Source organism: Nesterenkonia populi (assembly GCF_007994735.1).
Taxonomy (GTDB): domain Bacteria; phylum Actinomycetota; class Actinomycetes; order Actinomycetales; family Micrococcaceae; genus Nesterenkonia; species Nesterenkonia populi.
Genome location: NZ_VOIL01000001.1, coordinates 795,365 through 820,783, shown reverse-complemented (window position 1 = coordinate 820,783; position 25,419 = coordinate 795,365). Strand labels below are relative to the sequence as shown.

26 protein-coding genes are annotated in these 25,419 nt (G+C 66.9%); 10 read left to right on the top strand and 16 right to left on the bottom strand.

Annotated elements, in window-relative coordinates:
• Nucleotides 1–211: 211 nt before the first annotated feature.
• Nucleotides 212–2,323 (top strand): BCCT family transporter, encoded by a 2,112-nt coding sequence (locus FWJ47_RS03870; protein WP_147104354.1) that lies wholly within the window; start codon nucleotides 212–214, stop codon nucleotides 2,321–2,323.
• Nucleotides 2,324–2,402: 79 nt separating this feature from the next.
• Here FWJ47_RS03870 and FWJ47_RS03865 read toward each other — a convergent pair whose 3' ends face one another.
• On the bottom strand, nucleotides 2,403–2,888 hold the full coding sequence (locus FWJ47_RS03865; RefSeq protein WP_246126152.1) for a LytR/AlgR family response regulator transcription factor: 486 nt from the start codon (nucleotides 2,886–2,888) through the stop codon (nucleotides 2,403–2,405).
• Nucleotides 2,889–2,949: 61 nt separating this feature from the next.
• Nucleotides 2,950–3,498 (bottom strand): hypothetical protein, encoded by a 549-nt coding sequence (locus FWJ47_RS03860; RefSeq protein ID WP_147104352.1) that lies wholly within the window; start codon nucleotides 3,496–3,498, stop codon nucleotides 2,950–2,952.
• 282 nt (nucleotides 3,499–3,780) lie between these two features.
• Between FWJ47_RS03860 and FWJ47_RS03855 the strand changes: the two genes are divergently transcribed.
• The 5 genes from FWJ47_RS03855 (at nucleotide 3,781) to FWJ47_RS03835 (ending at nucleotide 10,315) form a co-directional block, all read left to right on the top strand.
• On the top strand, nucleotides 3,781–4,098 hold the full coding sequence (locus tag FWJ47_RS03855) for a DUF4212 domain-containing protein (RefSeq protein ID WP_147104349.1): 318 nt from the start codon (nucleotides 3,781–3,783) through the stop codon (nucleotides 4,096–4,098).
• On the top strand, nucleotides 4,095–5,774 hold the full coding sequence (locus FWJ47_RS03850) for a sodium:solute symporter family protein (RefSeq protein ID WP_147104346.1): 1,680 nt from the start codon (nucleotides 4,095–4,097) through the stop codon (nucleotides 5,772–5,774). Before FWJ47_RS03855 ends, FWJ47_RS03850 begins: the two co-directional genes overlap by 4 nt.
• A 164-nt stretch (nucleotides 5,775–5,938) precedes the next feature.
• The gene (locus FWJ47_RS03845) at nucleotides 5,939–6,751 is read left to right on the top strand and encodes a spermidine synthase (RefSeq protein ID WP_147104342.1); all 813 of its coding nucleotides are present in this window, start codon (nucleotides 5,939–5,941) and stop codon (nucleotides 6,749–6,751) included.
• A 241-nt stretch (nucleotides 6,752–6,992) separates the two neighbouring features.
• Nucleotides 6,993–8,270, top strand: coding sequence for an ATP-grasp domain-containing protein (locus FWJ47_RS03840; protein WP_211358961.1), 1,278 nt, complete (start codon nucleotides 6,993–6,995; stop codon nucleotides 8,268–8,270).
• A gap of 23 nt (nucleotides 8,271–8,293) precedes the next feature.
• Complete coding sequence (locus FWJ47_RS03835) at nucleotides 8,294–10,315, top strand: CocE/NonD family hydrolase (RefSeq protein WP_246126151.1); 2,022 nt, start codon at nucleotides 8,294–8,296, stop codon at nucleotides 10,313–10,315.
• A gap of 44 nt (nucleotides 10,316–10,359) precedes the next feature.
• Here the strand turns inward: FWJ47_RS03835 and FWJ47_RS03830 are convergent, their stop codons facing one another.
• From FWJ47_RS03830 to FWJ47_RS03820, 3 genes are read right to left on the bottom strand one after another with little or no spacing between them, the layout of a single operon-like run.
• The gene (locus FWJ47_RS03830) at nucleotides 10,360–11,049 is read right to left on the bottom strand and encodes an IMPACT family protein (protein WP_147104335.1); all 690 of its coding nucleotides are present in this window, start codon (nucleotides 11,047–11,049) and stop codon (nucleotides 10,360–10,362) included.
• Nucleotides 11,049–11,726, bottom strand: a complete 678-nt coding sequence (locus FWJ47_RS03825) for a TVP38/TMEM64 family protein (protein WP_246126150.1) — start codon at nucleotides 11,724–11,726, stop codon at nucleotides 11,049–11,051. Before FWJ47_RS03825 ends, FWJ47_RS03830 begins: the two co-directional genes overlap by 1 nt.
• Nucleotides 11,726–12,781, bottom strand: a complete 1,056-nt coding sequence (locus tag FWJ47_RS03820) for a threonine aldolase family protein (RefSeq protein WP_147104333.1) — start codon at nucleotides 12,779–12,781, stop codon at nucleotides 11,726–11,728. Before FWJ47_RS03820 ends, FWJ47_RS03825 begins: the two co-directional genes overlap by 1 nt.
• A gap of 177 nt (nucleotides 12,782–12,958) precedes the next feature.
• Here FWJ47_RS03820 and FWJ47_RS03815 point away from each other — a divergent pair, with 177 nt between their 5' ends.
• The gene (locus FWJ47_RS03815; protein ID WP_147104330.1) at nucleotides 12,959–14,047 is read left to right on the top strand and encodes a BMP family lipoprotein; all 1,089 of its coding nucleotides are present in this window, start codon (nucleotides 12,959–12,961) and stop codon (nucleotides 14,045–14,047) included.
• Nucleotides 14,048–14,083: 36 nt separating this feature from the next.
• Nucleotides 14,084–14,911 (top strand): undecaprenyl-diphosphate phosphatase, encoded by an 828-nt coding sequence (locus tag FWJ47_RS03810; protein WP_147104327.1) that lies wholly within the window; start codon nucleotides 14,084–14,086, stop codon nucleotides 14,909–14,911.
• Nucleotides 14,912–14,918: 7 nt separating this feature from the next.
• Here FWJ47_RS03810 and FWJ47_RS03805 read toward each other — a convergent pair whose 3' ends face one another.
• Together FWJ47_RS03805 and FWJ47_RS03800 are read right to left on the bottom strand one after the other, a co-directional pair.
• Nucleotides 14,919–15,359 (bottom strand): arsenate-mycothiol transferase ArsC, encoded by a 441-nt coding sequence (locus FWJ47_RS03805; protein ID WP_147104324.1) that lies wholly within the window; start codon nucleotides 15,357–15,359, stop codon nucleotides 14,919–14,921.
• Nucleotides 15,359–15,748, bottom strand: a complete 390-nt coding sequence (locus tag FWJ47_RS03800) for an ArsR/SmtB family transcription factor (protein ID WP_147104321.1) — start codon at nucleotides 15,746–15,748, stop codon at nucleotides 15,359–15,361. Before FWJ47_RS03800 ends, FWJ47_RS03805 begins: the two co-directional genes overlap by 1 nt.
• 91 nt (nucleotides 15,749–15,839) lie before the next feature.
• Between FWJ47_RS03800 and arsB the strand changes: the two genes are divergently transcribed.
• On the top strand, nucleotides 15,840–16,952 hold the full coding sequence (gene arsB / locus FWJ47_RS03795; protein WP_147104319.1) for an ACR3 family arsenite efflux transporter: 1,113 nt from the start codon (nucleotides 15,840–15,842) through the stop codon (nucleotides 16,950–16,952).
• 42 nt (nucleotides 16,953–16,994) lie between these two features.
• Nucleotides 16,995–18,218 (top strand): FAD-dependent oxidoreductase, encoded by a 1,224-nt coding sequence (locus FWJ47_RS03790; protein WP_147104316.1) that lies wholly within the window; start codon nucleotides 16,995–16,997, stop codon nucleotides 18,216–18,218.
• 66 nt (nucleotides 18,219–18,284) lie between these two features.
• On the opposite strand, the gene FWJ47_RS03785 is transcribed toward FWJ47_RS03790, so the two are convergent.
• Genes FWJ47_RS03785 through idi form a run of 9 tightly spaced genes read right to left on the bottom strand, consistent with a single transcriptional unit; the run spans nucleotide 18,285 to nucleotide 25,320 of the window.
• Entirely contained in the window at nucleotides 18,285–19,037 is a 753-nt protein-coding gene (locus FWJ47_RS03785; RefSeq protein WP_147104313.1) for a glycosyltransferase family A protein, read from the bottom strand.
• The gene (locus tag FWJ47_RS03780; protein WP_147104310.1) at nucleotides 19,034–19,510 is read right to left on the bottom strand and encodes a pyrimidine dimer DNA glycosylase/endonuclease V; all 477 of its coding nucleotides are present in this window, start codon (nucleotides 19,508–19,510) and stop codon (nucleotides 19,034–19,036) included. Before FWJ47_RS03780 ends, FWJ47_RS03785 begins: the two co-directional genes overlap by 4 nt.
• Nucleotides 19,511–19,512: 2 nt before the next feature.
• On the bottom strand, nucleotides 19,513–20,730 hold the full coding sequence (locus FWJ47_RS03775; protein WP_147104306.1) for a ferrochelatase: 1,218 nt from the start codon (nucleotides 20,728–20,730) through the stop codon (nucleotides 19,513–19,515).
• Between the two features lie 37 nt (nucleotides 20,731–20,767).
• Nucleotides 20,768–21,616, bottom strand: a complete 849-nt coding sequence (locus FWJ47_RS03770) for a prenyltransferase (protein WP_147104303.1) — start codon at nucleotides 21,614–21,616, stop codon at nucleotides 20,768–20,770.
• Complete coding sequence (locus FWJ47_RS03765; protein WP_147104300.1) at nucleotides 21,606–21,977, bottom strand: lycopene cyclase domain-containing protein; 372 nt, start codon at nucleotides 21,975–21,977, stop codon at nucleotides 21,606–21,608. The genes FWJ47_RS03770 and FWJ47_RS03765 overlap by 11 nt, the downstream gene beginning before the upstream one ends.
• Complete coding sequence (locus FWJ47_RS03760; RefSeq protein ID WP_211358960.1) at nucleotides 21,965–22,312, bottom strand: lycopene cyclase domain-containing protein; 348 nt, start codon at nucleotides 22,310–22,312, stop codon at nucleotides 21,965–21,967. The genes FWJ47_RS03765 and FWJ47_RS03760 overlap by 13 nt, the downstream gene beginning before the upstream one ends.
• Entirely contained in the window at nucleotides 22,305–23,864 is a 1,560-nt protein-coding gene (gene crtI / locus FWJ47_RS03755) for a phytoene desaturase family protein (RefSeq protein ID WP_147104297.1), read from the bottom strand. The genes FWJ47_RS03760 and crtI overlap by 8 nt, the downstream gene beginning before the upstream one ends.
• Nucleotides 23,861–24,757, bottom strand: a complete 897-nt coding sequence (locus FWJ47_RS03750) for a phytoene/squalene synthase family protein (RefSeq protein WP_147104294.1) — start codon at nucleotides 24,755–24,757, stop codon at nucleotides 23,861–23,863. The genes crtI and FWJ47_RS03750 overlap by 4 nt, the downstream gene beginning before the upstream one ends.
• A complete protein-coding gene (gene idi, locus FWJ47_RS03745; RefSeq protein ID WP_147104291.1) occupies nucleotides 24,754–25,320 on the bottom strand; it encodes an isopentenyl-diphosphate Delta-isomerase in 567 nt (188 codons plus the stop codon). The genes FWJ47_RS03750 and idi overlap by 4 nt, the downstream gene beginning before the upstream one ends.
• Nucleotides 25,321–25,419 lie beyond the last annotated feature (99 nt).

Genomic DNA, 25,419 nt, shown 5'->3' with positions numbered 1-25,419 from the left:
TTCCACGGTAGCGGGGACGAATGACAGTGCCAACCCATGATTTTCAGATTTGAAGAAACGTTATAAAGCCGTAACGTCCATGGCTGAGGCGCCGCCGGGACCACGCGTCCGCGGCTTCCAGCAAGCTTTCACCTCGCAGTTGTTGCCCCGCCCAGCGAGAGTATGGTGGGCCACGGAGTACACAGCCGAACAAGAGGAAGGACAAGCAGCTATGACTGTGGAGCCCGAGTCGAAGCTCCGGGACTGGTCACTGCCGGATGTCTGGCGAGGACTGAACAAGCCCGTATTCATCCCTGCGGTGATCATCATCATCGCAGGGCTTATCTTTGCCACCTGGTGGGGCGCTCAGTACGGCGGTGAGGGCTTCGAGCAGCTCAACGACACCGTCGTGGAGACCATCGGCTGGTGGTACGTCATCCTGACCGCGATCTTTGTCGGATTCGCCTTCTGGGCCGGCCTCTCCAAGGCAGGGAGCATCCGATTGGGCCGCGACGATGAGAAGCCTGAGTTCGCGCTCGGCTCCTGGTTCACGATGCTCTTCGCCGCCGGCATGGGCATCGGCCTGGTGTTCTGGGGCGTGGCCGAGCCGCTGTGGCATTTTGTGGCGCCCCCGGAGGTCACCGGCGACGCCACTGCCGAGGGCATGACCACCCAGTCCGACCTGATGGGCTCCGCGCTCGGCGTCTCCGCCTTCCACTGGGGCCTGCACGCCTGGGCCATCTACGTGGTGGTGGGACTGGGCCTGGCCTACATGACCTTCCGGCGCGGCCGCCCGCTGTCCATCCGCTGGCTGCTGGAGCCGATCTTCGGCCGCAGGCTCATCGAATCCTGGGTGGGCCACCTCATCGACATCGTCGCGATCACCGGCACCGTCTTCGGCGTCGTGACCTCCCTGGGCTTCGGCACCCAGCAGATCGCCGCCGGCCTGGGCTTCATGGGCTGGGTCGAGGACGGCTCGGATCAGTTCCTGCTGACGATGGTCGTCGTCATCATCATGGCGATCGCAACCGTCTCGGTGATCACCGGCGTGAACAAGGGGCTGAAGTGGCTGTCCAACATCAACATGATCACCGCGGCCTGCCTGGCGCTGTTCGTGCTGGCCGCCGGCCCGACCCTGTTCCTGCTGCAGTCCTTCGTGTCCAACATCGGTGAGTACATCCAGATCTTCCCGCAGATGCTCTTCGAGTCCTCCATGGACTACGCCGGCGCCGGCGGCGAGGGAGTGACCGACGAAGGCGGCCTGCTGGGCAGCTTCTCGGTCGACTGGACCGTGTACTACTGGGGCTGGTGGATGTCCTGGGCACCCTTCGTGGGCATGTTCATCGCCCGGATCTCCCGCGGCCGCACCGTGCGCGAGTTCGTGCTCGGCGTGCTGCTGGCCCCCACCATGGTGGGCATCCTGTGGTTCTCCATCTTCGGCAACTCCGGCCTCTGGTACCAGATCACCGAAGGCGTCATGGTGGACTTCGATGAGGAGGGCAACGCCGAGATCGGCACCGAGGAGTCGCTGTTCCTGCTGCTCGAGCAGTTGCCGATCGCCACCATCACCTCCGTGGTCGCAATCATCATCATCACCCTGTTCTTCATCACCTCCGGCGACTCCGGCTCCCTGGTGACCGACGTGCTGTCCTACGGCGGCCGCACCGAGACCCCCAAGCTGACCCGGACCTTCTGGACCGTGCTGATCGCAGTGACCGCCATCGTGCTGCTCTCTGCGGCTCCGGACCCGGAGGCCTCCATGACAGTGCTGCAGATGTCAGCGATCATGGCGGCCGCACCTCTGTCGATCGTCTACGCGCTGGCGGTCGTCGCCCAGCTGCGCCTGTTCCTCTATGAGGGCCGCACCTCGTCGAAGTACGTGCGGGTACGGCGCCATGCCACCAAGGCGGCCATGGTCAAGGCGGCCCGCGAGGAGGCCGGCAAGGACGAGGGCACCGAGGTGGAGCGCACCCTGCTGGGCCTGCTGAACAAGCAGACCAAGTCGCTGCGCTCCATGTTCGGCGGGGCCTCCGCCACCCTGGCCGGGCTGCCGGCCAGGTCCAGCGAGCGCCAGCTGGCTGAGGGCATGGCGAACGATGACCTGGTCCTGGCTGTCGAGGAGGTCCCGGCCCAGGCCACCACGGTGGACACCGAGACCGGCGTGCTCGGCTGGAACCGCAAGGACGGGTACACCGATCCGCTGACGGACACCGGCTTCGACTCCCGCGAGTACTCCGAGTCCTACGAAGGCTGGGAGAACGAGTCCGAGGAGTTCTTCGACGTCACCGTGGCCACCGGCGCCATCGAGACTGTCGAGCCGAACGTCAGGCCCAAGAAGGACTAGGCGAGCAGCCGCCCTTCGCCGAGCAGAGGGAAGTGCCCCGTCCGGAACCCTCCGGGCGGGGCACTTCCGCATCCAGGGCCTACTCCGGTGAGGCGGCCCGGGTGGCTGGGACTCCCAGCCGGGCACGCAGCTCCCGGGCGCGGCGCCGGGAGACCCCCACGCGGGAGCGCTCCCTGTCCCCCATCACCAAGGTGAGCGCTCCCCCGAAGTCCGGGGTGAGCTCCCGGACCAGGTGCAGGTTCACCAGGCAGGAGCGGTGGGCTCGGAAGAAGTGCTCCGGCAGCCGGCGCTCCAGCTCGCTCAGGGAGAAGGAGACCAGGAGCCGCTCGTCGCCGAGCTTCAGACGGGCGTAGCCGCCGGCGGCGTCGGCGAAGACGATCCGGGAAGCATCCACGAGCACGGTCCGGCCCTGACGCTGCACCGGGATCCGCACGGCCTCATGCTCCAGCTCCGCACGCGGAGCCGACCGGCCGTTCTGGTCGGAGGTGATCAGCACGTTCGCGCCGAGCCGCTCGAGCAGGGCCATCGCCTCCTCCGGGCAGCTGACCTCGCCGATGATCTCCACTCCGCGGGCCGATGCCGGGTGAGCGGGTCCCTGTCCAGGATGAGAGCACGCACGGCGGACATCACTCCACGGCCTTCCGGCCGGGCTGCTCCCACCCGCGGATCATCCGGACGGCGGCGTGCAGCAGCAGCAGCGTCGCACCCGCGGAGAGCACAAGCCCCATCCCAGGAAGGAAGGAGCCCCATTGGGTGGAGATCGAGGCGCTGATGAGGTTCCATGTCTGCCAGGCGACGAGGACGCCGGTCAGTCCGCCCGCGATGAGCGCGTGGGCGATGGCCAGACGCCTCTTGGGGAAGAACCCGCCGGCGAGCGCGAGGACGCCCATGCAGACAGTGACCAGGCCGGGGCCGTCGGTGCCGCGGAGGACGAATGCTTCGCCGATGATGTCCTGGGTGAGGGTCACGTAGACCCAGGGGGAGAACGTGGCGATGAGGAGCATGAAGCCTGCGCCGAGCATGGCGAGGCTGCCCATATGGAAGATTCCGAAGCCTTGGCGGCTGCCGGCCTTGAGCCGTTCTGCGACGCCGGCGAGGCCCTGCAGCTCTGCGGCTGACTGGATGGTGCCGACTTCGGCGGGTTTCGAGGTTTTGGACTGCTGTGTGGCTGCCATGGCCTCAGACTAGGGTGAGCCACATCACATATCTATAGGTTCGCTGGAAACCTTCGATGAGCGGCCGAGTATCCGCGCCGAGCGGTGCCGCACGCCGATCAGGCGGCACCGGACCCTCCTGCCAAACCCGTTCACGGCTGAGAAGTGACCGCTCAATGGAGAGCGGCGGCCGTTCGTCCCGATTCAGTTGTGACTCGGGTCACATTCAGGTTCTCTGGCTTCAGGCCCTGGTGCACAGACGCGTCGGGGAACGCATCACCTCCATGAAGAGAAGGAGAAACCATGTCAGACGTGACCCAGCATCAGGAGGCCGGCAGTCCGCCGCCGGACCTCAGCTGGCGCAAACGTTACTGGAAGAAGAACGTGAGGATGCTCATCATTCTGCTGAGCATCTGGGCGTTCGCCTCCCTGGGCCTGAGCGTCATTCTCATCGAACCCCTGAACAGCATCGTCATCCTCGGGTTCCCGCTGGGCCTCTGGTTCGCCCAGCAGGGATCCATCATCACCTTCATCCTCATCACGCTGGCCTACGCCATCTGGATGGACCGGATCGACAACGAGTTCGGCGTCGCTGAGACCAGCGGAGGGGTTCAGTCATGAGCAGCCTGCAGTTTTGGACATTCTTCTTCCTGATCCTGACCTTCGGGATCTACATCGTCATCGCCTGGCGCGCCCGCGTCAGCCAGTCCAAAGACTTCTACGTCGCCTCCCGCGGCGTCTCCGCGGTCACCAACGGCGCGGCCGTCGGTGCGGACTGGATGAGCGCGGCCAGCTTCATCGGCATGGCAGGCATGGTCGCCTTCATGGGATCCGACGCCTCCGTCTACCTGATGGGCTGGACCGGCGGCTTCGTGCTCCTGGCCCTGCTGCTGGCCCCCTACCTGCGCAAGTGGGGCAAGTTCACCGTCCCCGAGTTCGTCGGCGACCGCTACTCCGACAGTGTGCGCGTGGTAGCCGCAGCCTGTGCCATCATCGCCTCCTTCACCTACGTGGTCGGCCAGATGACCGGCGGCGGCGTCGTCTTCGCCCGGTTCCTCGGCCTGCCCGCCGAATGGGCCGTGATCACCTGTGCCGCAGTGATCTTCTTCTACGCCGTGCTCGGCGGGATGAAGGGAATCACGTACACCCAGGTTGCCCAGTACATCGTGCTGATCACCGCGTACATGATCCCCGCCGTCGCCGTCTCCACCCAGATCAGCGGGATTCCGGTCCCACAGATCACCTTCGGGCAGATCCTCAACGAGCTGGACGGGCTGCAGCGGGACTTCGGGCTCAACGAATTCACCAACGCGTTCGCCGGTCGCCCCGGCGGCATGCTCGACGTGTTCCTCGTGACCCTGACCATCATGCTCGGCACGGCCGGCCTGCCCCACGTGATCATCCGCTTCTACACCACTAGGACGGTCCGCGGCGCACGCTACTCCGTGTTCTGGGCACTGTTCTTCATCGGCATCCTGTACCTGACCGCACCCGCCGTCGGCGCGTTCACCAAGCTGAACCTGCTGCGCGGGGCACAGGGGTCCTCCCCCGAAGAGCTGCCGTCCTGGATCGAGCCCTGGTCCGACGCCGGGTACGTCACCCTCAACACCGACGGCATCATCCAGACCGTCTCCAACCAGGCCGCCTCAGGCGCCGACCTCATCGTCTCCAACGACATCATGGTCCTCGCCTCCCCCGAGATCGGCGGTCTGCCGGCCCCCATCATCGGGCTCATGGCAGCCGGCGGCATGGCGGCCGCCCTCTCCACCGCAGCCGGGCTGCTGCTGGTCATCTCCTCGGCAGCCAGCCACGACATCTACTACCGGATGATCTCCAAGGAGCAGGCATCCAACGCCAAGCAGATGCTCGTGGCACGCGTGGCCATGGCCGCCGCAGTCGTCGTGGCCGTCATCGGAGGCCTGAACCCGCCCGGGTTCGTTGCTCAGGTGGTCGCACTGGCGTTCGGCATCGCGGCCTCCACCATGCTGCCGGTGCTGATCCTCGGAGTCTTCTGGAAGAAGGCCAACGCCAAGGGTGCCGTCACCGGCATGCTGGCCGGCCTGATCTTCTCCGGAAGCTACATGATCTACACCCTGGAGATCTTCGGCACCAGCGCCAACGACCACGTCTTCGGCATCTCGCCGGAGGGCATCGGCGCCATCGGCGCCCTGATCAACACCACCCTGGTCGTCGTCGTCTCGCTGGCCACCAAGCCGCCGAGCGAGGAGATCCAGGAGATGGTGGAGGAGATCCGCTACCCCCAGGCCCGCAAGGCTGAGGAGGTCATCGGCTCCTGACCTGACAGCGCGAGCGAAGGCCCTGACCCCCTCCTCCTCTATGACGCCGCTCCGCGGCTTGCATACAAGGAGTCCTCCGGGGTTGGGGCCTTCGCTCGCGTCGCCTGCGGGGCCGATGACCTCCGGCCTGCGCGCTTGGGGACGGCGGGTGGGAGAATGAGGGGATGGGTGCTGAGCTTCCGCAGACTGTCCGGCTGAGCCGCTCAGGAGAGCTGGCGGTGCTGGAGAAGGATCCGATCACCGAGTCTGGGGCGGTGCTGCTGATCGGCGAGGCCGAGCAGTCACATGTGGAGGTCGATGATCCCGCCTTTCTCCTCCATGACTACATCCGGCGGATGCGTTCCGTGCTCACCGCCGTCTCGTCCTCCCAGCACTGGACGCCGGAGTCCGCGCTTCACCTGGGGGCCGGGGCGCTGACCCTGCCGCGGTGGATGGACGACCGCTGGAGCGGCATCGAGCAGACCGTGGTCGACTATGAGCCCGAACTTGTCGGCTTCGTCCTGGAGCACCTTCCGATGCGGTCCGTCCCCGCGTCCGTGGTCGCCGACGCCGCGGAGGCGCTCACCGCCCACCTGGCCGGGCAGCAGTATGACGTTGTCGTCATCGACCTGTTCAACTCCGCTGAGGCTCCGGCCCACCTCACCGAGGAGAGCTTCTTCCGGCAGGCACTGGCCCTGGTGCGACGGGGAGGGCTGCTTCTGATGAACTTCGGCGACGACGCCGGCATGCGGTTCGCACGCACCCTCACCCGCACCGTGCTCGCCGCTGCTGACGAAGAAGCCTCACGCGTGCTCGTCGCCGGCCCGGACCAGGTGCTCAGCGCCCACGCCGAGGGGAACCTCATCCTCGCCGTCGCCGGGGAGGACTTCACCGACGCCGAGCTGAACCAGATCTGGGCCGCCGGGCCCCACCCCGGCGACCTCCTCAGCGGAGACGAGCTGCGGCAGTGGGGCATCCCACCACGTTCTGCACCGTGACATATTCGGCCGCTCCCAGCGCCGCTCGAGGACAGCGAGTTCGTCCCGGCCTCGTTCTCCGTATCCGCTCTGCCGTGACCTGCTGATCCCCCACCTGGCGGAGCCTGGGGCGGGCTCAAGCTTCTGTTCAGAGAGGCGTGAGCATCGCCCCAGGTCAGCACAGGTTCCCGTTCAGAGACCTGGTGTTAGCTTCCACCCGTACGGATCATACGCAAGGACAACATGTGCACAAGGAGCAACATTGGGTCTGAATATCTTTGTCCTGGGCCTCGATGACCTCAATCATCGTGCCCTGAAGAAGCTCCCCGGAGCCGAGGACTACACGTTCCACCAGCTGCTGAGCTTCGACGCGCTGCAGGACGGCGCCTTCACCGTCAATGACCTCCTCGAGAAGGCCGAGCAGCAGCTCGACGCCTTCGACGGCAGCATTGACGCGATCGTCGCCTACTGGGACTTCCCGGCCACCGCGATGGCCCCCATCCTCGCCGAGCGGCACAGCCTGCCCCATGCGAACCTCAGAGGCATCGTCACCGTTGAGCACAAGTACTGGAGCCGTTTGGAGCAGCAGAAGGTCGCCGGCGAGGAGATCCCCGGCTTCGGGCTGATCGACCTCAACGACCCCGAGGTCTCCCTGCCCGGAGACATGAGCTTCCCGGCCTGGATCAAGCCCATCAAGTCCACATCGTCCGAGGGCGCCTACCGGATCACCGACAGCACCGCCCTGAACGAGGCGCTCGAGGAGGAGCGCCAGGTGGTCGACCGGATGGGCGGCGGCTTCAACGAAATCCTCGAACGGGTCGACCTCCCCCAGGAGATCGCCGAGATCGGCGGCAGCGCCGCCATGGTCGAGGAGGAGGCCTCCGGCTCCATGCTCACCGTGGAGGGATACAGCTACAAGAGCGAGGTGCACGTCTACGGCGTCATCGACTCCCACCTCTACGAGGGCACCTCCAGCTTCCTGCGCTACCAGTACCCCTCCCAGCTGCCCGCAGACGTCCAGGAGCACATCGGCGATGTCTCCAGGCGGGTCATTGAGGCAGTCGGCCTGCACCACAGCACCTTCAACATCGAGTACTTCTGGGACGCCGAGCGGCAGAAGCTGCGCCTGCTGGAGATCAATTCCCGGCACTCCCAGTCCCACGCCCAGCTGTTCTACCTGGTTGACGGACGCCCCAACCATGCCTGCATGGTGGATCTGGCCCTCGGAAACCGTCCGGCCATGCCCGCTCAGAACGGTGAGTTCAAGGTGGCCGGCACCTGGTTCCTCCGCCGCTTCCAGGACGGCTGGATCAGCCGGGTCCCCACCCCGGAGGAAGTCCGGGCCGTTGAGGAGAAGCACCCCGGCACCGCCATCCAGATCGAGAAGAAGGCGGACCGGAAGCTCTCCGGGGACGTGGCCGAGGACGCCTACAGCTACACGCTGGCGGAGATCTTCACCGCCGGGCAGACCGAGGAAGAGATGGTCGAGACCTACAACAAGGTCGTCGACGAGCTGAACTTCGAGATCGAAGACCTCTGAGGAGGGCTATTCCATTGCACACTGTGACCTCACTTCCCTACGACGTCGAGGAGACCGAGCACCTCTGGATTCCGCTCTCCGACGGCACCCGCCTCTCGGCCCGGCTGTGGAGGCCGGTCGCCGCTGAGGAGGAGCCCGTCCCGGGGATCGTGGAGGCCATCCCGTACCGCAAGCGGGACATGACCGCCCAGCGGGACTCGGTCCACCACCCTTACATGGCCGGCCACGGCTACGCCTGCCTCCGCCTGGACCTGCGCGGCTCCGGCGACTCCGAGGGCGTGCTGGAGGACGAGTACCTCGAGCGGGAGCTGCAGGACATCGAGGAGGTCCTCGCCTGGATGGCCTCCCAGCCGTGGTGCTCCGGGAGGACCGGCATCATGGGCATCTCATGGGGCGGGTTCAACGGGCTCCAGGTCGCAGCCCGCCGGCCCGAGTCCCTGGGCGCAGTGGTCACCGTGGCCTCCACGGATGACCGCTACGCCGACGACGTCCACTACATGGGCGGGCTCATGCTCACCGACAACCTGTCCTGGGCCTCCACCATGCTCGCCTACTCCACCTGCCCGCCCGACCCCGACGTCGTCGGCGAGAAGTGGCGCGACATGTGGCGTGAGCGGATCGAGGGCTCCGGCCTGTGGCTGGAGAAGTGGCTGAAGCACCAGCGCCGCGACGACTACTGGAAGCACGGCTCCATCAGCGAGAACTTCGACGACGTCGAGGTGCCGGTCTTCGCAGTCAGCGGGTGGGCCGACGGCTACTCCAACTCCGTATTCCGCCTGCTCGAGGGCCTGAACGCTCCCACCCGGGGGCTCATCGGCCCCTGGAGCCACAAGTACCCGCACCAGGGCGAGCCCGGCCCCGCCATCGGCTGGCTGCAGGAGGTGGTCGCCTGGTGGGACCACTGGCTGAAGGACAGGAAGGACAACGGCGCCGCCGACGGTCCGGACCTGTCCATCTGGATGCAGGACACGATCGAGCCGGCCACCGCCTACGACGACCGGCCGGGCCGCTGGGTGGGCGAGCCCTCCTGGCCCAGCCCGCGCATCAACGAGATCCGGCACCCGCTGGGCCGGCACTCCATCCTGGCCCCTGACAAGCCGGAGCCCAGCCCGCCGGTGAGCATCTCCTCGCCCCTGTCGGTGGGGCTCTACGGCGGCAAATGGTGCTCCTACAACGCCCCGCCGGATCTCCCCTACGACCAGCGCGAGGAGGACGGCGGCGCGATGATCTTCACCGCCGAGCCGCTGGATGAGCGCCTTGAGCTGCTCGGCGCACCGGTGGCTGAGCTGACCTTCGAGGTGGACCGGCCGGTCGCGCAGGTGGCTGTCCGGCTCTCCGACGTCGCCCCCGACGACGCCGCCACACGGGTCTCCTACGGGGTGGCCAACCTCAACCATCTCAACGGGCACGACTCCCCCGAAGAGCTGGAGCCCGGCAGGAAGTACACGGTGCGCGTGCACCTCAACGGCATGGCGCAGTCCTTCCCCGCCGGCCACCGGCTGCGGCTGTCCGTGTCGACCTCCTACTGGCCCGTGACCTGGCCCTCCCCCGAGCCGGTGCGCCTGACCGTGCACCCGGAGGAGTCTGCGCTGATCCTGCCCGAGCGGCCCTTTGAGAACGATGAGGACGCCTCGCTGGTGCCGCAGTTCGGCGAGCCGGAGGGCACTGAGCCCATCGCAGTGGATCAGGTCATCCCCGGGGATCTGGACTGGAAGGTCTCCCGCAGCCTGGTGGACCTCTCAGGGTCCCTCGAGGTGGTCAAGGACCTGGGTGTGGTGAACCTGCCGGACATCGATCTGAACCTGACCCGGCGGGCCTACGAGAAGTACAGCTTCGTGGGCCGGGACTATGACTCCGTCCGCGGCGAGACCGACTGGACCATGGGCTTCTCCCGCGGCGATTGGAGCACCGAGATCCGCACCAAGACGGTGCTGACCTCCACTCCCACTGAGTTCCTCGTCTACGCCGAGCTGGATGCCTATGAGGGCGAGACCCGGTTGGCCTCCAAGACCTGGGAGAGGACGATTCCGCGGGACCACATCTGAGTCGGTTCCGGGGGCGCGCAGGCCGTTCCTGCCGCTCGCTGGCCTCAGCCGGTGACGTCGACCCACTCGACCCCGGCTGAGGCCAGTTCGCCTTGGCCGTGGGTGAGCGCGGCAGTCCGGGCGGTGAGCACGGCGAGGTCCTCGTCCGTGTCGGGCACAGCCAGACGCAGCGCTGCCTCCCCCGCTGATGTGTAGTCCGCGCCGGGGACCTGGATGCCGTGGCTGCGCAGCTCGTTCTCCCACTGGCCCGCCTGGGCGATGGGGGCCAGGAGGCTGAAGAGCCGCATTCTGCGACGGAGGAGGAACTTCCCCCGCGCCTGCTCCAGAGCGGCGAGGACAGCATCCGAATAGGCGCTGACGAGTCCGCCCGCGCCCAGCAGGGTGCCGCCGAACCAGCGCACGACGACGACGGCCGCGTCGGAGAGGTCCTGCGCTCCGCCGGGCATGTCAGCCTTGTTCAGCGCTTCGAGCATGGGGGCCGCGGCCGTGCCGGAGGGCTCGCCGTCGTCGTTGGCCCGCTGGATGCGCCGGTCAGGACCGATGACCCATGCGGAGCAGTGGTGCCGTGCGGCGTGGTGCTCCCGGCGCAGCTCGTCCACCAGCGCCTGCGCGTCCTCGACGGCGTCGCTGCGGGTGAGCACGGCGAGGAAGCGGGACTTCTTCCGCTCAATCTCCGCAGCGACCCTCACTCCGGGCTGCAGCACCGTGTACTGCGCCGTCGTCGTCGCGTCCATCAGGCTTCGGCCTCCACCGACCGCCACCGGCGGTACGCCCCGACGGTCAGGACAATCACCACCGCCCAGGAGACCAGCACGGGCAGGGCGGTGAGGAGGGTCGGGCTCGCGGCGAACGCGCCGATCGCCACCAGGGAGACCTGCCCGGGGACGATGCTGAGAAGACTGGCGCTCACGTACACGCGCTGCCTGACTCCGAATACCCCCGCCCCGTAGTTCACCGGCCAGTAGGGGATGCCGGGCATGAGCCGCATCATGCAGATCGCCTCGAACCCTGCGCGGGAGAGGTGGCCTTCGATACGTCCCCGGTAGCGGCCGAGCATCCGCAGCACGGTCCTCTCTCCGAGGACCCGGGCGAGCCAGTATCCGCCCCACGCACCGATCGTCACGCCGATCACCGCGACGATGCTCCCCAGCCCCACTCCGTAGAGCACTCCGGCGGCTGTTGCCATAATGGTGACGGGGATGGGAGTGACGGCGACTGCGGCGTACAGGCCGATGAACGCGACCATCCCCAGCAGTCCCCAGTCCGCGGCCATCTGCTGCAGCGTCTCCAGCGCGGGCAGGTCCGCGTTGAACGCCAGCCAGATCATCAGCAGCACCACGGCGACCAGGGCGCCGTTGCGCACCAGGCTCACCCACGCGGCTTCCTCGTGCCCGCTCTGATCTGCGGCCATCAGGGCTGTCCGGTGATCGCGGCGAGGAGCGCGTCGACATCCTCGGCGGTGGTGTCGAAGGAGCACATCAGCCGCACGAGGGCAGGATCGCCGGGCCAGTCGTAGAAGTGGAAGGCCTGCCGCGCCCGGGCCTTGGCCTCAGCAGGCAGAGTGGCGAAGACGACGTTGGACTGTGTGGGCACCGGCAGTCCGACGCCGGGGGCCTGCTCCAGCCCGGCGCGCAGCCGTGCGGCCATCGCGTTGGCCTGCCCTGCAGAGCGCTGCCAGAGGTCGCCGCCGTACAGAGCCGTCAGCTGAGCGGAGACGAACCGCATCTTGGAGCCCAGCTGCATGGTGGACTTCCGCAGGTACTCGAGTCCGGGGGCAGACTCCGGGCTGAGCACGACCACGGCTTCGGCCCCGAGGAGACCGTTCTTGGTTCCGCCGAGGCTGAGCATGTCGACGCCGGCGTCGCTGGTGATCGCTGCGAGGCCGGTGCCCAGGTGCGCAGCGGCGTTGCCGAGCCGGGATCCGTCCATATGCAGGATCATGCCGCTCTCGTGCGCATGGTCGGCGAGGGCTCGGACCTCCCCGGGGGTGTAGCAGGTTCCGAACTCAGTGCTCTGGGAGATGGAGACAGCCAGCGGCTGGGCGCGGTGCGGGTCGCCCCACCCCCAGGCGTGCTTGTCGACCAGCTCTGGAGTGAGCTTCCCCTCAGGCGCTTCCACGGGGAGCAGCTTGAGGCCGGCGGTCTTCTCCGGAGCCCCGCCCTCGTCGCTGTTGATGTGCGCGGAGGCCGCGCAGATGACCGCGCCCCAGCGGGGAAGGGCAGCCTGCAGGCCGACCACGTTGGCCCCGGTCCCGTTGAAAACAGGGCAGGCGACGGCGTCCGGGGCGAACAGATCACGGATCAGCTCCTGCAGCTGGGCGGTCCAGGGATCCTCCCCATAGGCGGGGGCATGGCCGACGTTGGCCTCAGCGACGGCGGCGAGCACCTCGGGGTGGGCCCCGGAGTAGTTGTCCGAGGCGAAGGTCCGCGGGTGGGCTGCCGGGTCGGTGCTGGAAGATGTGCTCATCCGCATGAGTCTAGGCGGAACCTGCCGGGCGCAGGCCGCAGCACTTTATGACGCCGGATTTTCCCCGCCGTTCCCGGTTCACCCGCCGGCAACGCGGAGGGGGTAGAGTTTTTTCCTTAGGATTGCGATGGAACGACGCAGTTCTTCACTCCCGCACCACTGAGGACCCTCTCCACAATGAACTCCATATTTTCTCGTGTCGGAACGGCCCTGGCAACGACTGCCGCCCTCGTCCTGACCGCCTGCGGCGGCGCCAACGAGGAGGAGCCCGAGGAGGAGGAGGAGGTTGACGTACGCCCCTCGGACGCCCATTACGGTGCCTGCCTCATCTCTGATCAGGGCGGCTGGGACGACGAATCCTTCAACCAGTCCGCCTACGAGGGCGTGATGCGCGCCGTCGACGACTTCGGCATCGGGCACGACGAGGCCCAGTCCACCTATGAGTGGGACTACGAGCCGAATATGGAGGAGATGCTTGAGGCTGAGTGCGACCTCATCTTCGGCGTCGGCTTCATGCTCGAGGAGACGATCAACGCCACAGCTGCGGCTCAGCCGGACACTGAGTTCGCCCTCATCGACGAGGTCATCTCCGAGGAGCACGAGAACGCCAGGACCCTGGTGTTCAACACCGGTGAGGCCGCCTACCTGGCCGGCTACCTGGCCGCGGCCATGACCGAGTCAGGCACCGTGGGCACCTGGGGCGGCATTCAGCTCCCCTCGGTGGCCGTGTTCATGGACGGCTTCGCCGACGGCGTGGACCGCTACAACGAGGACAACGGTGAGGACGTCGAGCTTGTGGGCTGGGACAAGGAGACGCAGGAAGGCTCCTTCTCCGGGGACTTCACCGACACGACCCAGGGTGAGCTCGTCACCGAGCAGCTGCTGGCCTGGGGCGCTGACATCATCATGCCGGTCGCCGGCAACGCCGGCCTGGGCGCCGGCGACATGATCGTCGAGGCGGAGGCGGCGATGATCTGGGTGGACTCCGACGGCTACCACTCCACCCGCTACGGCGACGTCATCCTCACCTCGGTGAAGAAGCAGATCTCTGAGGCGGTGTACGACACCATCGAGGAGGGTGAGGCAGGCCGGTTCAGCAACGAGACATACATCGGGGACCTCGAGAACGAGGGCGTAGGCCTGGCTCCGTTCCACACGTTCGAGGACGAGGTGCCTCAGCAGGTCAGTGATGACCTGGAGCGCCTCCGCGAGGAGATCATCTCAGGCGAGACCGTTCTCGAAAGTGAGAACGCCCCCCAGCAGTAGCCGCCGGCACGGTGTCGGCGGGAGTAGTCTCAGCAGGTGCAATGGATCGAAGCGATCATCCTCGGCCTGGTTCAGGGCCTCACGGAGTTCCTGCCCGTCTCTTCCTCCGCCCACCTGAGGATCGTCGGAGAGTTCCTGCCGGGGGCCCATGACCCCGGCGCGGCGTTCACCGCCATCACCCAGCTCGGGACCGAGGCGGCCGTACTGGTGTTCTTCTGGCGCGACATCCTGAGGATCTTGGGCGCCTGGGGGAGAGCGGTGCTCGGCCGGGGCTCCCACAGCTCCCCCGATGCGCGGATGGGCTGGCTGATCATTGTCGGCACCATTCCGATCGTCGTGCTGGGACTGGCGCTGGAGGACTTCATCATGTCCACCTTCCGCAGCCTGTGGCTGGTGGCGACGATGCTCATCGCTTTCGGCATCCTGCTGGGCTTCGCCGATCATGTCGGCACCCAGCGCAAACCTCTGGATCGGCTGAGCGTGCGCGACGGCATCATTTTCGGCTTCGCGCAGGCGTTGGCGCTGGTGCCCGGGGTCTCCCGGTCCGGCGGCACCATCACCGCGGGCCTGCTCATGGGCTACACCCGTGAGGCTGCGGCTCGCTATTCCTTCCTGCTTGCCATCCCGGCCGTCTTCGGCTCTGGGCTCTATAAGCTGATCGGCGCATTCGGAGAGCAAACCGGTCCCTACACGATGGGCCAGACGATGCTCGCCACAGCTGTGGGCTTCGCAGTGGCCTATGTGATCATCGGCTGGTTCCTCGCCTATGTCTCAAGAAACAGCTACGGCCTCTTCGTGGGCTACCGGATACTGCTCGGCATCTTCGTCTACATCATGCTGAGCTTCGGCATCATCAGCGCTTGAGCGGAGCCTAAGCCGCCCGCGGCGCGCTGAGCCGGTCGGCCAGCTCCTGGGCGCGGGAGCGAATGTCATCCCTGATGAGCTCCATGCGGCGGCGGCCTTCGATGCCGCGCAGGGAGGGCTCGTCGGTCTCCCATCGCTCAATGGTGACGCCCTCAGTCTGGGGGACCTCTGCCTCTGCGCCGAGAATCACCACATGGCCTGCTTCCCGCATCGCCTCGGGGGTCAGCTGACGGGGTGCCCGTGCCGCAATGTCGACGCCGACCTCAGCCAGCACCTCGGCGGAGAGCGCGTTGACCGAACTGCCGGCCCGGGTGCCGGCAGAGGAGATTCGCACCGCGTGGAGCTGCCCGCGCTCTGCGAGGATCTTCTCGAGCAGGCCCGAGGCCATCTGGGACTTGCCGCCGTTCTTCACGCACACGAACAGTACGCCGCGGGTGGTCTCATTCATCAGCTGACAGTCTCCTCTGCATGATGTTCGGCGCTGTCCTGGTCGTCCTCACCAGGCATCAGATGGTCCAAAGTCTCCCTCAGGCCTTCCAGCGACCCGGGCACCACGGAGTAGTAGGACCATGTTCCCCGCTTCTCGCGATGGAGATATCCGGCGTCTACCAGGACCTTCAAATGGTGCGAAACCGTGGGCTGGCCCAGGCCGACAGGTTCAGTGAGGTCGCAGACACATGCCTCAGCGTTCTCTCCGGCTGCCACAAGCGAGAGCAGCACCAGCCTGTTGGGGTCGGCCAGCGCTTTGAACTTCGCGGCGGCCTCCACCGCTGCCTCGTCGTTGAGACTGCCCGAATCGGGGGGAACAGCGCAGCACTCAGCGGCTGACTCCGACATGGGCCGACCTCCAAATATTGACGAACTTCGATGTTTCATCAATACTCTCACATCGACAGGCATCAATCTATAGACGGAGGCTCGGTCACCCATGCAAGGCGCAGCGCCCGATGCCGCACCCGTCGTGGCTCGACTCTCCCTCCTCGACAAGTTCCTGCCGGCCTGGATTCTCGGGGCCATGGCTTTGGGGCTGATCATCGCCGCCGCTGCTCCCGGCATCGGTGAAGCAGTGCATGCCGCAGAAGTGGCGGGAGTCTCTGTTCCGATCGCGATCGGCCTGCTGGTCATGATGTACCCGGTGCTGGCCAAGGTCCGCTACTCCGAGGCGCACCTGGTGCTGCAGGACAGAAAACTCCTGGTCACCTCGTTGGTGATCAACTGGCTGCTGGCTCCCGCGTTCATGTTCGCCCTGGCATGGATCTTCCTCCCCGACCTGCCGGAGTACCGAACAGGCCTGATCATCGTGGGCCTGGCCCGCTGCATCGCCATGGTGTTGATCTGGAACGACCTGGCCTGCGGCAGCCGAGAGGCCGCGGCCGTGCTGGTGGGCGTCAACTCCATCTTCCAAGTCTTCATGTTCGGCGTTCTGGGCTGGTTCTATCTTCAGCTGCTTCCCGCATGGCTCGGCTTGGAGACCACCTCGGCCCAGTTCAGCATCTGGACAATCACCCTTTCCGTCCTGGTCTTCCTAGGCATACCGCTGGCCGCAGGCTTCCTGACTCGATTCGTCGGCGAGCGCGCCAAGGGCCGCACCTGGTACGAAGAGCGCCTCCTGCCGAAGCTGGGCCCGTGGGCCCTCTACGGCCTGCTGTTCACCATCGTCGTGCTCTTCGCCCTTCAGGGCGACCAGGTCCTCAGCCAGCCCCTGGACGTGGCTCGCATCGCTGTCCCGCTGCTGATCTACTTCACGGTCACGTTCATCGCCTCCATGGCCCTCGGCTGGATGCTCAGGATGGGGTATGAGCGCTCCACCACACTGGCCTTCACCGCCGCGGGCAACAACTTCGAACTCGCCATTGCGGTGTCCATCGCCACGTTCGGCGCCACCTCGGGACAGGCGCTCGCCGGCGTCGTCGGCCCGCTGATCGAAGTCCCTGTCCTGGTGGGCCTGGTCTACTTCGCCCTCTGGGCCCGAAAGTTCTTCCGCACGACAGATGCTCGCGGCGACCGAATCATCGCCCACACGACGCCCACAACGCTCTGACATGCTGATCCAGCTGCCTGCCGCCTCAAAGGAGCCTCGGACATGACCGCTGAACTCCCTGTCGCCGTCATCGGAGGCGGCCCTGTCGGCCTGGCCGCGGCCGCCCACCTTGTGGAGCATGGGCTTGAACCCGTCGTCGTCGAATCCGGTGACCATGTCGGAGCAGCCATGAGCCGGTGGGGGCATATCAGGCTGTTCTCACCCTGGCAGTACAACATTGATGCTGCCTGCCGCCGTCTGCTGAGATCCACCAGCTGGACCTCACCTCGGCCCACTGCACTGCCCACCGGCGCGGAAGTCGTCGAGCACTATCTCCAGCCGCTGGCTGAGACCCCTGAGATGCGAGAGCGCGTTCGTGTGGGCACTCGGGCCACAGGGATCAGTCGAGCTGAATCTCAAGGCGCCGACGGCATTCGACCCTTCGTCGTCGACGTCGAGCAGGAGGGCCGACCCAGGCGCATTCATGCCCGTGCTGTGGTCGATGCCTCCGGCACCTGGCATCAGCCGAACCCGATGGGGAGATCAGGCTCGCCCGCCTCCGGTGAGCATGATCCTGCCGCAGCACCGCATCTGCTCGGGGCACTGCCGGATGTTCTGGGGAATGACCGGTCACGGCTGGCAGGGCAGCGCGTGCTGGTGGTCGGCTCAGGCCACAGCGCAGTCAACACACTGCTGAACCTCGCAGCGCTCAAGAGGCACGCACCTTCCACGGAGATCAGGTGGGCCATTCGCGGCACTAGCCCTGATCCCATCTACGGGGGCAGCGACGCCGACCAGCTGCCCGAACGGGGCGCCCTGGGACAGCGGCTTCGCCGGCTCGTGGAAGGCGGTCAGATCGAGCTCCTCACCTCTGCTGCCGTGGAACGACTGCGCACCGACGCCGAAGCTCTGCTCGTCAGCTTCGCTGATGGTCGGACGCTCAGCACTGACAAGCTGATCTCCGCCACAGGCTTCCGGCCTGATCTCTCCCTTCTGAGCGATCTCCAACTGGATATGGACTCCACTCTCGAGGCCCCGCGCCGATTGGCGCCTCTGATTGACCCGGCCCTGCATTCCTGCGGAACGGTCCGTGCTCACGGAGCCGGTGCTCTGGCCCATCCGGAGGAGGATCTTTTCATCGCGGGAACGAAATCCTACGGTCGGGCCCCGACATTCCTTCTGGCAACGGGCTACGAGCAGGTCCGCTCCATCGCAGCGCATCTGGCCGGAAGGGACTCCGTCCCACGGGAGCTCGGCCTGCCCCAGACCGGGGTCTGCTCCGCATAGGCAGCCGCCTTGCGGATCTGCGCGCCGTTCTACGGCACCAGGGCTCATCCCGCCCGCGCGCAGGTCTCACCTGTGGAGGACCCTCCGCCATCGGTAGGGCGGGAAGTCCTCCGGCCAATGCACCGTCACAGTCCTGATTCCCCGGACGAACCGTCTGCGGAGGGCGCCGACGTCGTAGAAGGGGCGCATTGAGATGCCCATCTTCGTCCCTCCTCTGAGATATCCCACTCGGTGGCGGCCTCCGAGGTGGAAGGACAGGTCCATATCATCATGGATCTCTGGGTCCTCCCGGTGGACGGAGTCGCGCACTGCTTCCCATGCTTCGGCGCGCATGGCCAGGTGAGATCCGAACAGAGGGCGGTGTCCCAGCGCCGCAGCCGAGACCAGGGCGTAGGCGCCGAGGTAGGCGGCGGCCAGCGGCGTCCGGAGGACAGTCGGCCCGTCGTAGAAGCGCGCAGGCCCGGTCAGCGCGGAGACGTCCGGCCGGGCCTCGAACGCTGCGATCACCTCCTCGATCCACAAGGGCCCCGGGATGCAGTCCGCATCCATGCGGAGGATGAGCTCCCCGGCCGCCGCATCGTACCCGCGGGAGCTTGCCGCCGGGATGCCCGGGGCCGCGCACCAGACGACGGCGGCGCCGGCAGCCTCTGCCACGGCTGCAGAGGCATCGGAGGAATCATTGTCCACCACGATCACCTCGTCCGCCCGCCGAGTCTGGCGGCTCAGCGCCGCCAAGCACACCCCGAGGAAGGCACTGTCATCCTTGCAGGGGATCACCACCGAGACGGTGGGGCGGCGCTCCGCGGCACCCCCACTCACATTCGCTCCCAGGCTTCTGCCTCACCTGGAACAGGTATGAACAGCGGGTGCGCGGGGGGCGCGCCGCGGCCCGAGCCGGGTTCGCCCGCGGCAACGGACTCGGCGGTCTCGAGCGCCGACGGTGACCGCATCTCGATCTTCTTGCGCAGATGGCGCCATTCGAACTCCAGCTGTCCTGTGGTCACCTCGATGCGCGGAAGGTCAGCAGGCTGAGCTTCCTCCGCAGGCGGCCGAGCTATTCGACTGGCGTCGAACCGGTAGCCGCGATGCACCGCCTCCTCCCGGAGACCCTGCAGGTAGACCCCGATGGCCCGCACCGGCTCCGGGTGCTCACGGAACCGGTGCAGCTGCGGGTGGCGCGTGTACCCGCGCGTTCGTCCCAGCAGCACAGCCTGAGCCAGCAGGGCTTCGCGCCAGCACGCGATCAGGCCCTGGCGGTCCAATGCTGCAGGATGCAGTGACCACAGACGCACCGCTAGGGCTTCACTCCCGCTGCCGCGGGGCTGAAGCCCCGGCGAACGTTCTCGCAGCATCCGGGCCGGCATACGTCGAACCAGGGCCCCAGGTCTGTCAGGTGCGGCCTTTCGGCGACCGGGGTCGCCTGCATCCGCTCCTCGATGAGGTCTGCCACGCTGGAGACGAAGGCGGCGTGAACACCTGGGGTCGGCGTGCGAACGGCTTGGAGGCCAGCCTCCTCGGCAGCCTCCATGGCTTCCTCATCGAGGTCCCAGAGCACCTCCATGTGGTCGCTGAGGAAGCCCAGCGGCACCACGGCAACTGCCTTCGCCCCCTCGTCCGGCAGCTCAGCAATACGATCACAGACATCGGGCTCGAGCCAGGGCTGGGACGGCGGCCCGGACCGGGACTGGTAGACCAGCTCCCACTGCGTGTCGGCACTGGCCTGGCCCGCTTCGCGCAGCTGCTCCATAATCTGCCCGCCCACAGCCAGGTGCTGGGCGGCATAGGCGCCGCCTTCGCCCAGGCCGAGCTCCTGAGGGCCCGAACGCTCAGCATCAGCAGACGGGATCGAGTGCGTGGCGAAGAGCACCCGGATCTGGTCAGGAGCGACCCCCTGGTCGGCGAAGCCCTGCAGAGCATCTGCGACGCCTTCGGCGAAGGGCTGGACGAAGCCGGGCACGTCGAAGAACTGCCTGACCTTATCGATCCGCACCACGCCTTCAAGCCCTGTGTCGAGGATCGCCCGGGCGAAGTCCTCCCGGTACTGGCGGCAGGAGGAGTACGAGCTGTACGCGCTTGTCGCCACCCCCAGCAGGCGGGTATGGCCGGCCTCGGCAGCCTCCCTGACCGTGTCCTCCAAGTACGGGGCCCAGTTGCGGTTGCCCCAGTAGATGGGAAGGTCGAGGCCGCGGCGTCGCATCTCGTCCTCGATCGCTTGGCGCAGCTGCCGGTTGTGCTCGTTGATGGGGCTCACGCCGCCGAAGTGCCGGTAGTGCGTGGCGACCTCTTCGAGCCGCTCATCCGGGATCCCCCGGCCGCGGGTGACGTTGCGCAGGAACGGGATGACGTCATCCTGGCCCTCTGGCCCGCCGAAGCCGGCCAGAAGAACGGCGTCATACTCCTGAGGCGCTGACACGTGGCGGGGACCGCCGATGGAGGCCTCCGTTGCGAAGGGAACCTGGGTGGTCTCCGGGCCGCCGCTGGCAGCGGAGGAGCTCGGGCTGGGGTCTGTCATGGTGACTGTCCTTTCATACAGCGGGTGGGGCGATCGGTCAGGAGGCAGAGAGCAGCAGAATCGTCAGCGCCGCACCGGCGGCGTAGTTGATCCACAGAAAATGTCTCCATCCATGGTGGGCTCGTGAGGCCGAAGCATCGCTGAGCGAGGCGTACGGAAGGGCTGCAGCAAGGTAGGGGATCACCAGCAGGCCCGCCAGCGCCCACGGCCAGCCGGTGCCCAGCACCAGCAGACCCGCCGACGCCCAAAGGGCCAGCGCGATCCGAACAGTTCGTCGTGCGCCGAACGCTGTGGCGATGGAGCTGATGCCGGCTTCTCGGTCGGGGCCTATGTCCTGCACTGCCCCGAAAGCATGGCTGGCCATACCCCATAGGAGGAAGGCGCCCAGAGCACAGGCCACAAGGAGGCTCACCTCCCCGCCGGCCAGGGCTATGCCGTATGCGGCGGGAGTGACGAAGTGCAGGCTGGAGGTCAGCGAGTCGAGGACCGGGATCTCCTTGGTGCGCAGCGGCGGAGCGGAGTACGCCACGACTGCCAGCATGCTCAGACCCAGCACGGCCCATGAGACGGGATTGCCCAGGGCCGCCAGCACCAGGAGGAAGGGAACGGTCAGTGCGGCACTGGCGATGAGCATGGGCCGATGCAGCGACGTGTCGAGCAGCGCTCCCTCCGCCCCGCCTTTGCGCGGGTTGGCCATGTCGGAGGCATGGTCGAATACGTCGTTGATGCCGTACATCGCCACGTTGTAGGGCACGAGGAAGAAGACAGTCCCGACGATCAGCGCCGGTTCGATGCCGCCGCCGGCCAGAAGCCAGGCAGCCGCGAAGGGGTAGGCGGTGTTGATCCAGCTCAGCGGACGCGAAGAGCGCAGCAGCTCAGGAATCACTGGCTCTCCTTCGGGTCTCGAGAGGGCGCAGGAGAACCCAGACCGCGGGCAGGAGGATGACGCCGGCGATGGGATATGCAAAGTCTTCGATCGGTGCCTGCCCGATGCGCAGCCCTGAGATGACCTCGTCGTCGTAGCTGACGAGGCCGACTCCGATGATCACGTTGTCGAAGACTGCGGTCAGCACGATCAGCACCAGAGCCGCAATCCCGGCCGCAGGCACCAGCAGTCCTGCCTGCGGCTCGGAGGCCGCCGAGGCCTGGGAGCGTCTGCGCGCCTGGACGCGCGCGGCGCCCAGTGCAAGCACGACGCTGAATGCGATGAAGGGTGCGCAGAGCGCCAGGTAGGTCAGTCCGCCCATCTGGACCTCCGATGTGCGAGCACGCGCTGGGCTCCGAGCACGAGGACCATCGTCAGGTGACTGAGGAAGGTGAGGAACACGATCTCCTCGAGCGGGAGCTCCGGCGCAAGCATGATGCCGGTCATGTAGGGGCCGGGGCCTTGGAAGAAGATGCCGAGGGCGATGCCCCCGAAGTCCCATGCCAGAAAGAGCATGAGGCCTGCTAGGACCACAGCGGCGGCGCGCAGGGGACTCCGAAAGACGAACAGCTCGAAGCGATGGTCGATCACCAGCATGCACGCCAGGGAGGTGAGCAGGGCGGTCAGATAGGCAAGACTGATGAGCGCCTCAGGCATCCGAACGCTCCTGAGCCTCGTTCCGGCTGTCCCGGCGCAGGGAGTCTCTGACCAGCTCTGCGCTGATCAGGCACATGGGCACGCCGATGCCGGGCATGGTGGTGCTTCCGGCGTAGTACAGCCCGCGGAGCTTCGGCGAACGGATCGGACCGCGAAGGAAGGCGCTCTGCCGCAGCGTGTGGGCTGGTCCCAGCGCCCCGCCGCGCCATGCCCCGAACTCCCGGGCGAAGTCGGCCGGACCGATGCTGCGGCGCACATAGACTCTTTCCTCAAGGTCTTTGATGCCTGACCAGGCGGCGATCTGCCGGATTGATTCGTCGACGATCTGCTCAACCGGAGCGTCGCCCGCACCGCCTGCACCGCCGCTCCCGAGAGTCTCATCAGCACGGGTGGGCACGAGGACGAAGAGGTTCTCGTCGCCGGGCGGAGCGACCGCGTCGGTGGCGCTGGGCCGGCAGACGTAGAGGGAGCGCGGCGGGCCAGCAGGGGCCTCGGCGCCGGAGATCTCGTCGAAGCCCTGCTGCCAGTTCTCCGTGAAGAAGAGCGAATGGTGCGCGAGCTCGGGGAGCTCTCCCTTGACTCCGAGCAGCGCCAGGACCGCTCCCGGGCCGGGGTCTCGGCGCTTCCAGGCGCGCGAGGATCTTGTCCGGTGCTCGGCGGCCAGCAGGTCCATCTCGGTGTGGTGCATGTCGGCGCTGCTGACGACGACGTCCGCTGCCAGGAACTCCCTGTCCCCGTCAGCATTGGTAAAGTGGACGCCGGCGGCTCGGCCTGCGGACGCGGCGATGTGCTGAACTCTGCACGAAGTGCGCAGGTCCGCTCCGTGGCCCCGGCCCAACCGAGCAGCTGCCTCGACGACAGCGCTGAACCCGCCGCGAGGATGGAGCACCGACTGGTTGATGTCGAGGTGGCTCATCAGGTGATAGAGGCTCGGCGCCGCCCGGGGAGAGGTGCCGAGGAAGACCGCGGGGTAGCCCAGGATCTTCTGGACCCGAGGGTCGGTGGTGTGCCGGGAGATGAAACGTTCCAGCGGCTCTCCCAGCAGGCGCAGGAGCCTGGGCAGCCGACGGATCAGTGCGGGGTCCGTGAAGTCCCGCAGTGAGCTGTAGGTCGAGTAGAGCAGGCGGTCCGTCGCCAGGCGGCAGGTCTCTGCGGCTGAGGCCATGTAGGCGTCCAGTGAGCCGGGAGTCTCCTCCAGGGATTTCAGCGCCTGCAGGGAATCCTGGTCCGGCAGGTCGAAGGGCTCTGACTCGCCTTCGAAGAAGACCCGGTAGGCGGGGTCGAGGGGGACGAGGTCCAGCTCCGCCTGAGCAGATGTGCCCATCTGCTGGAAGAACCGGTCGAAGACCTCCGGCATCAGATACCAGGAAGGACCGGTTTCGAAGCGGAAGCCCTGCTCGCGCCACTCCCCCGCACGGCCGCCCAAGGCTCCCCTGGCTTCCAGCAGGGTCACCTCGAGGCCGTCCCGGGCCAGAAGGGCGGCTGAGGCCAGTCCGGAGAAGCCGCCGCCGATGACGACGGCAGTGCGAGGCTTCGATGTGCGCGGCCTCATCGCCGGCTCCTGACGGCCTCAGCTGTCAGCACTCCGATGAGGAGCCGCACCTTGGTGCGCCGAGGGACGCTGACGCGGCGATTCTGCAGTTCGGCGGCCGGCGTCTGACTCAGCCGGCGCGCCAGCTCCTCGAAGAGTCCTGCGGCCAGCGCGGTAGCCCGACGGGGCCCCGGCGGGAGCATGGGAAGGACTTTGCGCGCGGCCGCCAGGTCTTCGTCGATCTCAGCGAGGAAGGCTGCCTTCTCCGGCTCGCTCATCTCACCGGGGATCGTGCCGGGGAAGTAGGCGCGGCCGCGCTGAACGGCATCTTCACCGAGGTCACGAAGAAAGTTGATCTTCTGGAAGGCGGCCCCCAGGCGGGCTGCCCCTGACTCGGCGTCAGCCATCTGCCCCTCCGGGAGCGATGCATCCCCCAGAAACACGCGCAGGCACATCAGGCCCACCACTTCGGCTGAGCCGTGCACGTAGGCGGCGTACTGCTCCCGGCTCAGCGAGCGCACCGGTTCGAGGTCCCGCCGCATGGAGCGGAAGAAGGCCGTCACCAGGGCAGCCTCGAGTCCCGCGGAGCGGGCAGCTGCTGCGAAGGCGTGCACCACCAGGTTCGCGCTGAATCCCCGTTCGAGCGCCACCAGCGTCTCCTGCTCGAGGGCGTCCAGCACTTCACGCTGGTGGCCCTTGTCCAGCCCGGCCTCCTCAGCCGTTCCGTCGACGATCTCGTCGGCCACCCGCACCAGGGCGTAGATGCTGCGGATCCCCGTACGAGTGGTGGGGGGCAGCAGGCTGGTGGCCATGCCGAAGGACGTCGAGTACGCGTCGATGACAGGCGATGCCGCCGCCTGCGCAGCGCGGGTGTAGAGACTCAGATCATTGGTGGTGCTGGTCGCGCTCGTCATAGGACCTCATCCTCAGCACGCGGCTGCGAACGTTCCCCGTAGAGAGGCATCTGCGGAATCTGCATCACCATCCATGGGCTGAAGGCCCACGGAGCAGCTTCCACAGCATCTCTGAGCTGCTGAGGGGCCACCCAGGCTGTCTCCATCACCTCTTCAGGATTGGGCTGGGGCAGATGGTCAACCGTGACGGTGAAGACGGGGCAGATCTCGTTCTCGACAATGCCGGAGGCATCGGTGGCCCGGTATCGAAAGTCGGGGAGTGCCGCGGACACGTCGGCGATGTCCAATCCGAGCTCGAGGCGCCCATGTCGCCTGACGGCGTCCTCCCACGGCTCATCCGGTCCGGGGTGACCGCAGAAGGAGTTGGTCCACACCCCTGGCCAGGTCTTTTTGCTCAGTGCGCGCCGTGTGACCAGAACATTGCCGCCGCCGTCGACCACATGGCAGGAGAACCCGAGATGCAGGGGAGTGTGCGGAGTGTGGGCATCCTTTTTGAGGAGGGTTCCGCGAGGCTCGCCCTGGGGAGTCACCAGGACTACCTGGCTCGGCTTCTCAGGCTCCAATACACGCACCTCAATCAGCTAGCCTGCCTAGTAATTAACTTAGCTAATCATAACTGTGCAGTCTCAGGATGCACACTACCGAACCGAACGAACTGCCCG